Annotated in this window: 13 protein-coding genes; 6 read left to right on the plus strand and 7 right to left on the minus strand. The window is 38.9% G+C overall.

Going from position 1 to position 14,577, the window contains the following annotated elements; all coding sequences use genetic code 11:
- Positions 1-89: 89 nt before the first annotated feature.
- From GJU40_RS13040 to GJU40_RS13055, 4 genes are all read right to left on the minus strand, one after another.
- Positions 90-1,271 carry an MFS transporter gene (locus tag GJU40_RS13040; RefSeq protein WP_154308316.1) on the minus strand — a complete coding sequence of 394 codons (1,182 nt, stop codon included), beginning with the start codon at positions 1,269-1,271 and terminating at the stop codon, positions 90-92.
- A 257-nt stretch (positions 1,272-1,528) separates the two neighbouring features.
- Positions 1,529-2,257 (minus strand): twin-arginine translocase subunit TatC, encoded by a 729-nt coding sequence (gene tatC, locus GJU40_RS13045; protein WP_154308317.1) that lies wholly within the window; start codon positions 2,255-2,257, stop codon positions 1,529-1,531.
- Between the two features lie 84 nt (positions 2,258-2,341).
- Positions 2,342-2,545, minus strand: a complete 204-nt coding sequence (locus GJU40_RS13050; RefSeq protein WP_154308319.1) for a twin-arginine translocase TatA/TatE family subunit — start codon at positions 2,543-2,545, stop codon at positions 2,342-2,344.
- Positions 2,546-2,579: 34 nt separating this feature from the next.
- Positions 2,580-4,346: an alkaline phosphatase D family protein gene (locus GJU40_RS13055; RefSeq protein WP_154308321.1), complete on the minus strand. Its 1,767-nt coding sequence runs from the start codon at positions 4,344-4,346 to the stop codon at positions 2,580-2,582.
- A 624-nt stretch (positions 4,347-4,970) separates the two neighbouring features.
- Here GJU40_RS13055 and GJU40_RS13060 point away from each other — a divergent pair.
- Positions 4,971-6,209, plus strand: coding sequence for an NADH:flavin oxidoreductase/NADH oxidase family protein (locus tag GJU40_RS13060; RefSeq protein WP_154308323.1), 1,239 nt, complete (start codon positions 4,971-4,973; stop codon positions 6,207-6,209).
- A 116-nt stretch (positions 6,210-6,325) separates the two neighbouring features.
- Here the strand turns inward: GJU40_RS13060 and GJU40_RS13065 are convergent, their stop codons facing one another.
- Together GJU40_RS13065 and GJU40_RS13070 are read right to left on the minus strand one after the other, a co-directional pair.
- Positions 6,326-6,970 (minus strand): SDR family oxidoreductase, encoded by a 645-nt coding sequence (locus GJU40_RS13065; RefSeq protein WP_154308325.1) that lies wholly within the window; start codon positions 6,968-6,970, stop codon positions 6,326-6,328.
- 141 nt (positions 6,971-7,111) lie between these two features.
- Positions 7,112-8,683 carry a histidine kinase N-terminal 7TM domain-containing diguanylate cyclase gene (locus GJU40_RS13070; protein ID WP_154308327.1) on the minus strand — a complete coding sequence of 524 codons (1,572 nt, stop codon included), beginning with the start codon at positions 8,681-8,683 and terminating at the stop codon, positions 7,112-7,114.
- A 179-nt stretch (positions 8,684-8,862) separates the two neighbouring features.
- Between GJU40_RS13070 and GJU40_RS13075 the strand changes: the two genes are divergently transcribed.
- Together GJU40_RS13075 and GJU40_RS13080 are read left to right on the plus strand one after the other, a co-directional pair.
- A complete protein-coding gene (locus GJU40_RS13075; RefSeq protein WP_154308329.1) occupies positions 8,863-9,147 on the plus strand; it encodes a hypothetical protein in 285 nt (94 codons plus the stop codon).
- A 58-nt stretch (positions 9,148-9,205) separates the two neighbouring features.
- Positions 9,206-9,637 (plus strand): DUF1801 domain-containing protein, encoded by a 432-nt coding sequence (locus GJU40_RS13080; RefSeq protein ID WP_154308331.1) that lies wholly within the window; start codon positions 9,206-9,208, stop codon positions 9,635-9,637.
- Positions 9,638-10,777: 1,140 nt separating this feature from the next.
- Here the strand turns inward: GJU40_RS13080 and GJU40_RS13085 are convergent.
- Positions 10,778-11,764 (minus strand): HNH endonuclease, encoded by a 987-nt coding sequence (locus GJU40_RS13085; protein ID WP_170289404.1) that lies wholly within the window; start codon positions 11,762-11,764, stop codon positions 10,778-10,780.
- Positions 11,765-11,960: 196 nt separating this feature from the next.
- Between GJU40_RS13085 and GJU40_RS13090 the strand changes: the two genes are divergently transcribed.
- The 3 genes from GJU40_RS13090 to GJU40_RS13100 are packed head-to-tail and all read left to right on the plus strand — an operon-like array spanning position 11,961 to position 14,546.
- Entirely contained in the window at positions 11,961-12,149 is a 189-nt protein-coding gene (locus GJU40_RS13090) for a DNA modification system-associated small protein (protein WP_154308335.1), read from the plus strand.
- Positions 12,150-12,160: 11 nt separating this feature from the next.
- Positions 12,161-14,176 (plus strand): DNA sulfur modification protein DndD, encoded by a 2,016-nt coding sequence (gene dndD / locus GJU40_RS13095; RefSeq protein WP_154308337.1) that lies wholly within the window; start codon positions 12,161-12,163, stop codon positions 14,174-14,176.
- 4 nt (positions 14,177-14,180) lie between these two features.
- Complete coding sequence (locus GJU40_RS13100; protein ID WP_154308339.1) at positions 14,181-14,546, plus strand: hypothetical protein; 366 nt, start codon at positions 14,181-14,183, stop codon at positions 14,544-14,546.
- Positions 14,547-14,577: the final 31 nt, after the last annotated feature.

The following is a 14,577-nucleotide window of genomic DNA, read 5'->3' on the forward strand; positions in this document are numbered from 1 at the left end:
CCGCGCCCCTGCCTTGTCTCGTGGGCGCGCTTTTGTTTAAAATCGCCCGGTCGGGGTGAAAAAAAAAATTTGCTCCCCCGCCCAGTCTGCTAGTCTGATATTTTTGCTTTCACTGGCGCCGGGACTTTCCACAGAAGCGTCAGTCCAATTCCTGCACATAAAGTAACGGTAGCGAAGTAAAAGGGATAATTCATGTTCACATCAAACAGGAGGCCGCCAATGACCGGGCCCATAACATTGCCGATACTCGTAAACATGGAGTTCATTCCGCTGACAAAGCCTTGTTCGCTTCCCGCAATTCTGGATAGGTAGGTGGTAACGGCCGGACGCATCAAGTCAAATCCTACAAAAAGCGTAATCGTCACCAAAAGGATGCTGACATATTGATTCACAACGGTCATAAAGAACACCAAGATGGTTGAAACAATCAGGCTGTAGCGAATCAACTTTATTTCTCCAAGAAGTTTTGCCAGCCTGGCAAACAGGACAATCTGCGCAAAGGCACCAATCAGGGCGCCGCCTGTAATCATGATTGCAATATCCATTGGGGTAAATCCGAATTTCCGGTCTGCAAAAAGGGAAAACAGAGACTCGAAAGATGCTAACCCAAAAGTAGAGATTAAGATAATGAGAAACGGCAGAAAATATAAAGGAGTAAGTATTCTCCCGATGCCCTTACCTGCAATGCTGGACTCTATCATTTCATTCTCCGGATTACGCTCCGGCTCTTTTAAAATTAAAATAGACAGTACTGCTGCCAATGCCCCTAATCCTGCAGCAAAAAAGAAGGGCAGGCGTGTCCCAAATTCAGCCATAAAACCTCCGATGCCCGGTCCAATGATAAAGCCGGTGGACATGGCAGCTGACATATAGCCAAGTGCTTTCGGCCTCGTTTCCAAAGTTGTAATATCTGCAATAAACGCTGTCACGCCGGGCATAATTAGTGCGGCGCTTACTCCCCCAAGCATCCTGGACAAAAACAGCATCTCAACAGAAGTTCCAATTCCAAACAAGTATTCAGAAAAACTAAAGATGAATAAACCAATGATAATCAGGATTTTACGTCCATACTGATCCGCCCACCTGCCAGCAAGGGGCGAAAGCAGAAGCTGTGTTCCGGCAAAAGCTGCAATCATGTAGCCCACCATAGCACCGGACAGGTTCAGCTCATTCATAATCGTTGGTGTCACGGGAATCACCAGTCCAATTCCCAAAAAAGCGATAAACAGATTCAGCAATAATATCGACAGTGTGAGTGAATTATTTTTCATAGTGCCGCTCCTCATAAGATGTACTGCTTCTATTGTAAACGAAGGAGAGCGGAAAAAGTCAAAGTATTTCGATATCCAATCAGCTTTTTCAGCTATCACCAAAAAGCCCCTATTCATTTGGAAGGGGCTGCTGATCTTCCTAGAGGTTTTAAAATGTAGTTATTAACATTGAAAACAGTATCCATTAATCATTTGATGTAATCTCTGAAGATACAGAGATTACGAAAACACTATATTAAATCCTTTTACACGTTCACTTACACTTCTAACATAGCTTGAGCTTTCAATCTCTTTTTATAAATGATATTAGATAGTGATACACTGATTTCATAAAGTGTCAGCAACGGTATAATCACCAGCACATCTGAAATGAAGTCGGGAGGTGTAATCAATATGGATACTACTACCAGCCCAAAGTACGATAATTTTCTTGCTTTGATGAGTCTGTTAGGATTTAATATTCCGAGTCTGGTCAGAAACATGATTACCAAAGGCAACTCAAATAAAAATCCAAAAGGAAGGGTGATGCTAATCAAAAATTGAAAGTATTTTTCCACGGTAAACATCGTTTCAAATTGTCCCCCAGCGAGATTTGTTAGAAATCCTAATACAATCGGAAACAAGACGAAATAACCAAAGGAAATTCCAGTGATAAAAAGTCCAAATAAACCTGGGATAAATCTCAAAGTCACTATACGCTCTTCGGGATTTAAGGCCGGTGCGACGAACTTCCAGGTCTGATAGGCAGCTACAGGAATCGTAGCGGTTAACGCAAATACACCTGATAAAATCATATACACCCACAAAATATCACTTGGTCCTAGGATGACCAGTTTTCCATCAACTTCCCTTACCAGCCAGTTGTAAATATCGGTAACAAAAACGAATGTTATGATAAAGAAAAAGATAAATGCACAAAGAGTTAAAATAATCCGACGCCGGAGCTCCTCTAAATGCTCAATAAGAAGAGTATCTTTGTTCTGCAATCTTCGACCCCTCCCAGTCTTTATGTTTTTTTTATTGAAAGAAGATGTAGGCAATCTGCTCACATCTTCTTTCAAGTATTGCATCTACAATCCTTCTTTCCTTAAAGGCACAGCATCTTCCTCTTTCGGCTCGTCATCATCTGAAACAAGATCTCTTGTTGATCTTTTGAATTCTTTGAGCGTTGATCCTACTGCACGCCCCAGTTCGGGAAGCTTGGAAGGACCAAAAATGATTAGGGCAATCACTAGGACAAGAATTAACCCTGGCACTCCTATGTTTGAAAGCATAAATACAGCTCCTTTTCTTTGTAGAATTTATTGTTTAATTATTTACTTTTTCTTTTTCTTTGTTCTTCTGTTTCTTTTTGTGCTTTTGCTTTTCATGTGCACGGTTTTGGGCGCTATTTCTATCTTCTTCCACTTCTTTTGTCTGCTTCACACCGTCAGGCACTTGTACAGAAGAAACCTTTTTTAAGCCCATTTGATCTTTGTCATAAACAAATGAAGCTCTCGTTGATATGTCTGCCCCTGGTTCGGTTACGAATGGAACAACACGATAATCTGTCCGCCATTGCTCCGGTGTTACTGTACATCTGACATATCCGCGATAATCATTAAAGAATTTTATATGAGGGTTTTGAGCAAGAATTTTATCGGTATCTGCCCGCTTATCCGCACCATTCCCTCCTGACGTGATGGAAGTTCCAACAAACTCCACTCCAACCGTCTTGCTGCTAGGGTTTTTATAATCTTCTTTTAAGTTGGATGCCCAGCTTGCATGAACATCTCCTGTAAGGACAACCAAGTTTGTAATGTCATTGCTCTTGACTACTTCCATTAAGCGATCGCGGGCAGCCGGGTAACCATCCCATGAATCCATGCTGAACCTAGGTGCTTCAGGTGTACCATAGTTGCGTTCTGCAAAAAAGATTTGCTGCGGAAGCACTTTCCATCCTGTATTTGAACCGGACAAACCATCTGCCAGCCATTTTTCCTGTTCTGCTCCAAGAAGAGTTCTTGTGGGATCAAGTGACTCCGGAGTCTGTGGAGAACTGGTATCACCGTTCGCCTGGTCATCACGGTACTGCCTGCTGTCCAATACAAAGAAATCAGCAAGAGTTCCATAAGTAAAGCTTCTGTAAAGCCTCATATCAGAACCTTTAGGCAAAGAAGATCTCCGCAGCGGCATGTGTTCATAATAAGCTTGATATGCAGAAGCTCTTCTTTTAATAAATGCTTCAACAGATTGTCCTTTTTCCGGAATCACATTCGCATAATTATTTTCCACTTCATGATCATCCCACGTAACTACCCACGGGAAAGCAGCATGTGCAGCGCGCAGGTGGACATCGGAGCGGTATTGCGCATATCGGTTTCGATAATCCTCAAGGGCTATGATTTCGGGGCCGCTGTGCACCCGGACATTTCCGGTTGATGCTATATATTCATTCGGGCCATATTCATATATGTAATCCCCAAGATGAAAAACCAAATCAAGGTCTTCCTTCGCCATATGTTTATATGCCGTAAAGTAACCATGTTCAAACTGCTGGCAAGAAGCAAATGCAAACTTGAGTCTGTCAACCTTAGCCCCGGCTGGCGGCAGTGTTTTAGTTCTTCCAGTCTGGCTGACTTCCCCGCCGCAGGTAAAACGATAATAATAAACTTGATTTGGTTTTAGTCCGTCCACTTCAACATGCACACTATGCCCCAATTCAGGCCTTGCTGCCACCTTGCCTTCCTGGACGACTCTGCGGAAATTCTCGTCTCGGGCAACTTCCCATTTCACCTTTACCGCTTCATTTGGCATTCCGCCTCCATTCAGCGGATCCGGAGCAAGCCTTGTCCATAAAACGACACTGTCAGACAACGGATCACCTGAAGCTACACCGAGGGAAAAGGGATAATCACTGAATTTTGGAGCTGCAGAAACCTCAATCCCTGTTACAGATTGCGCAAGAGCAAGACCAAGTGATAAACCCGCAAGCTTGCTGGCACCCGCTATAAAATTTCTTCGGTCCATATTTCTACTAAAAGCTGTTTCACTCCAACTTTTAACCGCCTCATCAAACGCTTTATCGTATTTCATTCATTATCCCTCCCTAAATATTGGTACAACGAAAGTATAAAAAACATTTTTGAATTTGGTGTGAAGATATGTAAAGGAAATATTCTCCTTAAGGGTCCATTTATCCGGACCATTCGTAATACTTAATAAATATCGAGCACCTATGTAAGCATACTTGTGCAAAATGGTTCAGTCATAAACTTCCAGTTTCAGACTATTTTCCTTAAAGAAATTAACAATTTTATTAACAAAAATTTACATAATTTGCTGCCCGAAGGAGTTGGAATTGTTTTATAGACATTAAAAAGGCTGTCTTTTTGATCTACCAACGATGATTTAAAGCTACTCAGTACCTGTCGAAATTCTAATCGTATCAAGATCGAAGTTTTTGCCTGAGATATAAAAAAACAGCCATTCTTATGTTGAAGTGACTGTATCTTTGATTCAGTTTAATTCACAGATACTTAATTAACTCTCCGGTCTGCGTAAATATCAACACCTTAGTCTTTGTCTCCAAAAATTTATGACCTTACCGAAGAAGAAATTCAAACTCTAGCTCAGAATGCATAGACACTGAATTGGTTGATTTAATCTCCTTCAGCCTCAATAATAAGAGAAGGTCTAAAAAATTGAGGTGGATAACAAATGGCAAACAACGTACATCCCTTATCAGAACCGTTAACACTTCCGAATGGAACCAAAATAAAAAACCGTTTTTTCAAATCTGCAATGAGCGAAGCGCTTGGAACGAAAGATCACAACTCTTCTCCCGCTCTGATCAAACTATATACTACCTGGGCTGAAGGCGGGACAGGCCTTGTTGTGACAGGAAATGTCATGGTAGACCGTAGTGCTCTTGGAGAGTCAGGCAACGTTGTGATTGAGGATGAAAGAGATCTAGAGATGCTCAAGAAGTGGGCGAAGGCTGGAACAAAGAATGATACTCATCTCTGGATGCAGTTAAATCATCCCGGAAAGCAGTCACCGAGAACGCTGTCCAAAAAGCCTGTGGCTCCAAGCGCGATACCGCTTTCCGGCAATCTAAAAAGATTCTTTAATGAACCGAGGGCGCTTACCACAGAGGAAATACAGGATTTGATCATCCGGTTTGGAAACGCGGCCAGAGTGGCTCAAAAAGCCGGATTTACCGGAGTGCAGATTCATGGTGCCCACGGTTATCTGATCAGTCAGTTTTTATCTCCTTTTCATAACCGGCGTTCTGACGAATGGGGCGGCAGTTTGGAAAATCGAATGAAATTTGTGTTGAAAGTTTATCAGGAAATTCGTAAACAGACCGGCGCTAATTTCCCAATAGGAATCAAATTGAATTCTGCTGACTTCCAGCGAGGCGGTTTTACGGAAGAAGAATCATTGGAAGTCATTCGCAGCCTGGCCGACGCGGGAATCGATCTTATTGAGATTTCAGGTGGGAATTATGAGAATCCCATGATGCAGGGGTCGAATGTGAAAGAAAGCACGAAAAAACGGGAAGCCTACTTTCTGGAATTCGCCACAAAGGTAAGGAATATCGTTTCCACACCACTGGTCGTCACAGGAGGCTTTCGTTCTGAAAAGGCGATGACAGACGCAGTTGCTGAAGGAGAAATTGATATGGTTGGAATTGCCAAGCCTCTTGCCCTGATGCCTGACCTTCCTCAGCAAATTTTCCAAGGAACCTACCAAACCATACAGTTAAAGCCGACGAAAACAGGTTTGAAATGGCTCGATAAATCTGCTTCCATGTTAGAGATTGTCTGGTATGAGCAGCAGCTGGCCCGAATGGGGAATGGAAAATCTCCCAATCCCGACCATAGTGTTTGGCTGGCATTGTTGAACACCATCATGACCAATGGGACTGCTGTTTTCAAGAAACGGCGGGGATAATGTATCACGAGGATTGAACTGGCTATTGCCGCTTTGGGGTCAGCGCAGCAATGATCATGCACATTATGAAGTTACATAAAAAACCCCTTTCCATGTGAAAGGGGCTGTTATGCTTTCTACAGATTTTGAACTGCTTTCGCAATCTCTGTATCTCCGGAAATCAAATCAAAAGATTGGCGGATACTGTTTTCATTGTCCAGAACGGCAAGGATGGTTTTCGCAACATCTTCTCTGGCAATGGAGCCTCTGTCTAGGTTCTCAGCTGCTGATACCCTTCCTGTTCCAGGTTCATTGAGCAGGCCGCCCGGGCGGATAATTGTATAGTGAAGGCTGCTGTTGATCAGCATTTTGTCAGCATAATGTTTCGCCACATAATACGGTTTGATGTGCTCATTCCAGTTTTCTCTGTTGTGAGCCTGAAGAGCGCTTACCATTACAAACCGCACAACGCCCGCTTTTTCAGCCGCCTCAACCATTTTCACGGCTCCATCCAGATCAATCAGAAGTGTTTTGTCTGCTCCCGTTTGCCCGCCGGATCCGGCAGTAAAAACGATCGCATCACATCCGGAAGCTGTTTGGGCAAGCTCAGTAACAGTGCCTTCCAAATTAGCAAGCCTCGTCTCTACTCCGGACTTCCCAAACTCCTCTGCCTGCTCCTCTGAGCGGACCATTGCAATGGGGCTGTAACCTTGACTCTCCTTCAGCAATGCTGCCAAGTGCTTTCCAATCTGGCCGTTAGCTCCAACGATTAATACCTTCATAACCATACTCCTTTCCATAATGGTGCTGCTCCTATTATTTCAAAGCATGGTTGTGAATTCAAATAGCGGGCTTGTCGAGGGACAAGATTCCCAGGGGCTTGAAGAGCTTTTCCATCAAAGCTGATCATTTCGAAATTCTTCTTACACGCTATACAGCTCACTCTCCTCAAAAAGCTGAACATTGTTACGGCCAGCTCTCTTGGCGGCATAAAGGGCGTGATCTGCATGTTCGACAGCTTCTTTGATTGCTTCACCTGGCGAAACAGAATGGCAGGAAACCGCCGAGACACCGAAGCTGGAGGTTACATGCAGCTTGTAGCTTTCACTGCTGAGGAGGCTTTCTTCAATAGAACTTCTGATACTTTCAGCCGCAGCAATCGCTTCCTCTTCCTTCGCTTCATGAAGAAAGATGATAAACTCTTCTCCACCATAGCGTCCGATCAAATCCTGAGGTTGAAGGCAAGCCTGCGCTTTCTGAATTACATGGGTAATGACCGTGTCCCCCATCTGATGACCATATGTATCGTTCACCAATTTGAAGTGATCTATATCAAACAAAATGAGAGCTGCACTGCTTTCTTTTTTCATAAGGCTTATAAGCGCTGTTTCTGCTTTTTCAAGAAAGTGGGTGCGGTTATAAATTTGCGTCAGTCCGTCATAGGCTGCGAGTCTTGCAAGCTTTTTCTGAAGAATCACCCTGTCTGTGATATCAGTGAACGTAATGATGCTGCCGATGATGGTTGTATGTTTTTTAAATACAGAGGAAAATGTCACCTGATAATGCTTTGTTACTCCGTCCGGCTCCAGCTCAAAATCTGAATCTCTGCCTCCGCCAATGATATCCAGCAATAATCGATTTTGCTTCATAACATGAGAGATTGTACTTCCGATAGACGAGGATGTGACATGAGGAATCACCTTTTTTAGCGCCTTATTATAATCAACCAGTGCTCCCTTATGATCCAGGACCATGACTCCTTCATTCATGCTGTCAAACACCTTTTCCCTCGCAATGGGGAGAACATGAAACATCCGGTAAGAGAATAAAGAAAGAGCATGAAAAACAAATGAAATGCTCATAGAAACCGGACCAAGATCAATGCCATATGGACTGGAATCATTCAAATAGTATTGATTGGCGGCAATGGGCAGAAACAATCCCGCAATCATAAAAGAAATCTGAACCCGAAACCGGAGTGTTGATCCTGCTAACTGAAAAAGCAGAATCACCATGCTGATGATTAAGCATAGAAACAAATATAAAGCGTGAAAGAAGAAGAAAGGTCCATACGTGAATTCTGCAACCTCAAAAGGAACCCCTTCCTTCAGTTTGATCGATGTATAGTAAAGATTATGAAGATCATTGGTATGATGCAGAAAAACGGTAAGTACAGGCAGTCCAAACAGCAGAAAGAGAGACTTCTTCCCCAGTTTAACAGCTGCATAATCGATGCACATCCACAGAATAAAACCAGGAATAAACGGCATCACCAAATATTCAATCCCCAGCCAGAATTTCACCTCTATTAAGCTGCTGCTATTCAATTCAAAAAGATAAGCGAACGAAAAGACAGCTGAACATAACGCAGCCATGGCATACTGCCTGGCACCCGGAGCATCTTTTAATGCAAAGTGGGAGAAAAGGCTCAACACCAAACTTAAAATTCCCGCGACTCCAATCAACAGCAAATAAATCCATCCATCTTCCATCATACTTTTCTCCTATTTCCTTTCATCATTCTACAATTATAAACCTTAGCAAAGGAATTACCTACACAATTTTTCCTGGATTAGAAAGTTCTGGTTATGAGTGCAAAGTTTAATTATTTAAGCTTAAACCCGCTGGGAAAGCGTGTTAAACTCTCAATCTTCCAATACAGGAGTTTTTCCGTTTGCTAGGCAATGTTCCTCAAAAAGTACCTCAATCAGCAAGCAGAAACATTCCGACTATATACTCAAAAAATCATATAAGGAAGGATTTTAAACAGCTTGTAAGGAAAACCTTCCCTTATAATTTGCAAAAGTATTTCGTTTTCGGTTTTAACTGGTTGCTCCATAAACAGATGGATGGTCATTGGCTTAAAATAACCATTGTGCAGCATGCAAGAGTACGAAACTGCAATGCAGCAGAGCAGATTACTAAAACAATTGGAACACCTACTGTCGCTTATCAGTAAATTGACCAACCATTTGAACTAACTTTACTCCTCACACTATGAGAAGGGATGATGAAGGATGAGTGATAAGCCCCAAAGAAATTCAACCAAAAAGACAATATCCGGCAATCAGCAAGTTTTAGATTTCTTGGACAAACTCCAACACCCTTTACAAGAAGAAATAGAGGAAGTGCGTAGGATAATCCTAAGTGCCGATGAGAGATTTACAGAACATATAAAATGGAATGCCCCTAGTTTTTGTATTGGAAATGAGGACCGGATCACCTTTAATCTGAAAGGAAAAGGATTTTTCCGCCTTGTATTCCATTGCGGAGCAAAGGTAAAACCTAAATTGCCCCTGCCTCTTTTTGATGACCACACTGGAATCTTGGAATGGCAGAGTAATGATAGGGCTGTAGTAAGATTTTTAAATATGGATGACGTAAAGGATAAAGAAGAAAACCTTCGATGGGTGATAGGAAAGTGGATTGAGACAAGTGGTTCTTCTTAAGATGGCTACAGTAACTAATGGGTATCTTAAACGAGTGGCTAGGTTAGAGATAAATAGCAGTGGTATAAGAAAGATTATTAAATTTAACACATAACAAATTTATAATGCCCCTTCGAACAACTTTGATTCGTGTCGTGGGGCATCTTTAATTTAACCAGGATTTGTCTGGGCCTTATTAATTAATGATATATCTAAAATACTCATAACTTTAAAAGTAGCTGATGTATATTAAACTCATCCTGCTTATTTCCGATGTTAGACCACTGATGAAGATAAATAATTTCACCTCTTCTAATCCCAGTACCGATTATTGTAACGATAAGAATATAATCTCAATAAGCTACATAGCTACTTCACGTTGTTTATTTTATACTTCTGTAGAAATTCAACATCTGGCGGTTTTGCTCATCACTGAAAACATCAACCTTTACATCTTTTTCTTTTTTTTTACTTTCTTAGCTAGACTAGTTTTAATTACTTCACATCCTACCATATAATTTAAAAATGCTCGGATTCTTATTAACTTAGTATTGATTGCACTCACCATATCGACTCGCCCATTCATTTTGAAATATATAACAAGAAGAAATAGGATTTAAAAAAGCTTCAAGTCCAGTTTAATGTGGGAAAATAGGATTGCACACAAATCTGCACACAAAAACGACTCTCACAAACCACACTGAAAGTAAGTTAATTAGTACAATATATGACAACAAAAATAACATTTTGAATTAGGAGCCTAAACGACAAGAACACTACCTTAACAATACTGTTATAAAAGAAAGCTCGATATATGAAAATTCTGATCTTTTGTATTTGTATATTATGTTGTTTACCAGTATAGTCTCAATTGCTATTAATTCTAAGTCATTTTCGTCAAATATGGTAACATCATATCCTTTTGACATAATCAACTCTGCTATATATTGGGTAGGAACGTATTCAGTTTTAGATTTAGCAGGGTCAAAAGGTGTGCTTGATTCTTGTATAAAAGATGATAATATTGTATCTATTTCTAAGAATTCATACGCCGATTAGAACTCAAATGGAGATGTTAGGGGCTTTTGATATCTATACTGGTACCTCCCCAATATTCTATAGGGAACCAATTAAAGTGAATATTGGTTGACATCTAATTAATTAAATACTATATGGTTTCCATTTTCCTGTGTATCCATTAAATCGGGAGTACTCGTAAAGAGTAATGAGTTTTTCAGCTAAATAGTACTCAAAATAATGCTCCTCTTCATTAATTAAGTTATCCAATAGGATATCATTTCGTTTAATAATATGATCCAAATAATTACTTTCTGCGACTTTATCACTTTTCTGCAAGTTACATCTTTGGCAAGATAACACTAGGTTCCAAAGATCATCTGTCTGAATAAAACTCCAAGGAATAAAATGGTCAAGGTGAACGGATCTCTGCTTCAACTTACTACTACAATAAAAGCAATTATTATTTTCGTACTTATTTATTATTTGGTAAAATTTATCTAAAGAGCTTCTCCTAGATATAACCTCTACCTTAGTTAACAAATAATCAACATGTGGCACATTATTATTTTTTTCTAAGAACTTAGCCAGTTGGTAATTAGTGAGCTGAATTAAGGTCCTTTGGTGATGTTGTAGAAACTCATAAACTGGTTTATTAAACTTTAAATGTTCTGCTTTTAAATTAAATTCATAAAAAAGTCCATTCGTGTCTCCGTAGAATGCTCCAATAAAATACCTTTTTCCATTAGTCTTTACTGCTTTTACAATTTTTAATTGCAACTCATTATCTAACTTGTCAAAACTCCATTGTTTTGGTATTGCATATTTCTCACTGTATGTCTCTAATATCCTTTGAATTACAGAATGTTGATTCCTGTTATTAGATTGCCAAAGACCATGATGCACAACCAAGTTCCAATAAATTTTTGTAAAAGAGTAGAATAAATAATTATAATTTAGAACAAGCTCATCATTAACATTGTATAAGTTCTCCAATAAAGATTTGAAAAAGCCAAATTTATAAGAAGTGGTTACTTGTGAATGAAAGTAGAAATGATTAATTGCTTGCCATATGTCAATATCGCTAATATATGAGTGTTTAATTTCCCCTATTTTTAAATCCCAACTCATGTCTCTTTGATTCTTCCCTTCCTTTATAACTATAAAGTTTACCAAACTTTTAATCATAGTGGTATAAATTCATACACTTTAAATGCGAGCTGTAATTTATTGTTTTGAATAAGTAGTTACTATTCCAATTCTATATATAGTAAAATAATAAAATAGACAATTTATGACTTTAATCGATAAAAGTAGGTGGTTATTTATGAATAAAATTAAAATTAGAGAAATAGAGCTTATGTCAAAAGTTTGTGCTAGGAATGAAATTCCAACTACTCTTGGAAAAGCTTTATTAAAAATGGCTAAAAATGAGGCTTATAAAAATAACACTCAAGCTACTAGAGTCAAGGAGTACCAAAATTTAATAGATTTTCACTTTAAGGAAAAGAATTGAGGTGAGTACATATGTTATTAAAAAAATTAGAATTTGACAATTATAAAACCTATTATGGTGTACAAGCAGTTGATTTATATATACCTGAACACGAAAGAAGAGAAAACGGGAAGAATATAATTTTACTAGGTGGATTAAATGGCGCCGGAAAGACAACAATCCTCAAAGCAATTCTATACGTCCTTTTTGGTAAAAGAGGAATGTCTGAGACTGAGTACAAAAGATTGTTCTCCAATATCATTAATAACACATACTTTAACGAAGGTGGTCGCAAGTGTGGCGTTAAGTTAGTTATTGAACTTGACACGGGTGAGGAATGGCACTTAAAGGTAAAATGGCACTTTGACCAGCTAAAAAGATTATCTCATGAAGAGCGAGCCCTTGAAGTTAAAACGCCTCGTTCAAGTAGACCTAAACATGCTCAAATAGACAATATTGAGGTTTTTAATAAGTTTATTGATAGAATAATTCCCTACCATGCCGCACCTTTCTTCATCTTTGATGGTGAAGAGATAAAAGATATTATTCTTCGACAAAACAGCCAGGAAATGAAAGAGGCTATTCAAAAAATCACTGGTATGGAATCGTATAAGCAGCTTCTAAAAGATCTTACAGTATTAAAGCAGTCTATCGAAAAGCAACTGGCTCGCTCTGTTAATCATGCCAGCTTAAAAAATGCTGAAAAAGAACTTATTGAGCTTAATGAAGATATTGCTAAATATGAAGAAAAGAAAGAAAGACTACAGACAAAACGGCTACACCAATTAAGATTAATAGAAGCTGCAAAACAACAGAGAAACGAAAAACTAACCCAAAATTCTAAATCTAGAGAAGTAATTGTGAAGAAGCAAACCCGGGTTGCAACAGAATTAGAGATAATAAAAAAAGAATATAGCTCTTTCTATTCGAGTAATATTCTCTATGTAATATTAAGTGAGAAGATCAGTAAACTAAAGACACGATTGAAGAAAGAAAATGAGGTAAGTCATAAGAGAATATTACAGGATGCTTCCCTGTCTCCCTATCGGAACTTTATTAATCAATTATTAAATACATCGATCACTCCCCCCCTTTCTCAGGAGCAATTAAAGCAAATAAGAGAACTTGGTGAGGAAATATGGATTAAAGAAAACGATATTAGAAACTACGTGGATAAAGAATATAAAGAGATCCATGATATTTCTAATAAAGATTACAACTACTTAATCTCTTTGGCAGGAAAGGATAAGCATCAAGTAACACAATATATAAACAAAATTGAAAGACTTACACAAGAGTTTGAAGCTTTGGAAACTGACATACGAAATGCTCCAGAAGCAGTTAACCTAGATAAAGAAAACGAAAAAATAGATATGTTAGTTAAAGCCTTGGGAGAAATCGAAACAAAGTTTAAAGTAGTAGTAAGTAAACTAAACAAACATCTTGATGAAAGAGCAAAGCTTAAAAATAATTTTACGCGCCTAATTAACAAAGATGGAAATAAAGAAAAGTTCCAGGAGCAACTTATTAATATTGAAAAAACACTTGCTGCTATGGATGATTACATTTCCGAGGTTACAAAAATGAAAGCTGAAATCATAAGAGAAGAATTTTCCAAGATGCTCAAAGTTCTTTTCAGAAAGCAGGATGAGTTTGGTAAAATTGAGTTTGATATTGGCACATATTCTATCAGGCTTTATAGTGACCGCATGCAGGAGATTAGCATCCAGGAAAGGTCAGCTGGTGAGATGCAAATGATCTCCTCTGCTTTGATCTGGGCTCTAACTAAAGCGTCGGACTTGTCGCTTCCTATGGTAATCGATACTCCATTAGGAAGGTTGGACAGCTATCACCGAAATCATTTGATCAACCATTATTATAAAGAATTAAGCGAACAAGTAATTATTCTATCTACTGATACCGAGATTACGGAAGAATATGTAGACTTAATGGAAAGCTCATCCTATAAACAATACATGTTAGATTATAACGAAAAAGAAAAATATACTGTAATTAGAGATGGGTATTTTGATTTTGTAAGGATGTGAGAATATGTCAAATAGAAATATATCGCTTTCTGAAGAAGGAAAGAAAATTTTAGATCAGTTTGTAGATTTATTGGAAGTTGACAGACCGCAGGCGATAAAGATCGCTTTGGCAAAAGGAATTTCAGAATCCAATGGTGCATTGAATGCAAATTATGCCTTAGGTAAAAAATGGCCAATCCCTGATAATATTATTAAGGATAGAGAATATGTTCTTTTCAAACATCTCATTATTACTGAACTTAATCAACCACTATCAGACGAAGAACTTCACAAATATATGCTAACCTTTATAGAACATGGACTTCGTTTAGTTGAGAAACTTCATAAAAACAAAACCTCCATGGAAGATTTCCGATTAATGATTCTATAACAAAACACCCCCGCTGATTTGGCGGGGGTAT

It is taken from the genome of Metabacillus lacus (genome assembly GCF_009674805.1).
In the GTDB taxonomy this organism is placed as follows: domain Bacteria; phylum Bacillota; class Bacilli; order Bacillales; family Bacillaceae; genus Metabacillus_C; species Metabacillus_C lacus.

Excerpts from the sequence above, each read along its gene's own strand:
- dndD (WP_154308337.1), top strand. The coding sequence starts at position 12,161 with ATGTTATTAAAAAAATTAGAATTTGACAATTATAAAACCTATTATGGT.
- GJU40_RS13085 (WP_170289404.1), bottom strand. The coding sequence starts at position 11,764 with ATGAGTTGGGATTTAAAAATAGGGGAAATTAAACACTCATATATTAGC.
- GJU40_RS13060 (WP_154308323.1), top strand. The coding sequence starts at position 4,971 with ATGGCAAACAACGTACATCCCTTATCAGAACCGTTAACACTTCCGAAT.
- GJU40_RS13050 (WP_154308319.1), bottom strand. The coding sequence starts at position 2,545 with ATGCTTTCAAACATAGGAGTGCCAGGGTTAATTCTTGTCCTAGTGATT.
- GJU40_RS13100 (WP_154308339.1), top strand. The coding sequence starts at position 14,181 with ATGTCAAATAGAAATATATCGCTTTCTGAAGAAGGAAAGAAAATTTTA.
- GJU40_RS13090 (WP_154308335.1), top strand. The coding sequence starts at position 11,961 with ATGAATAAAATTAAAATTAGAGAAATAGAGCTTATGTCAAAAGTTTGT.
- GJU40_RS13070 (WP_154308327.1), bottom strand. The coding sequence starts at position 8,683 with ATGATGGAAGATGGATGGATTTATTTGCTGTTGATTGGAGTCGCGGGA.
- GJU40_RS13065 (WP_154308325.1), bottom strand. The coding sequence starts at position 6,970 with ATGAAGGTATTAATCGTTGGAGCTAACGGCCAGATTGGAAAGCACTTG.
- GJU40_RS13080 (WP_154308331.1), top strand. The coding sequence starts at position 9,206 with ATGAGTGATAAGCCCCAAAGAAATTCAACCAAAAAGACAATATCCGGC.
- GJU40_RS13040 (WP_154308316.1), bottom strand. The coding sequence starts at position 1,271 with ATGAAAAATAATTCACTCACACTGTCGATATTATTGCTGAATCTGTTT.
- GJU40_RS13055 (WP_154308321.1), bottom strand. The coding sequence starts at position 4,346 with ATGAAATACGATAAAGCGTTTGATGAGGCGGTTAAAAGTTGGAGTGAA.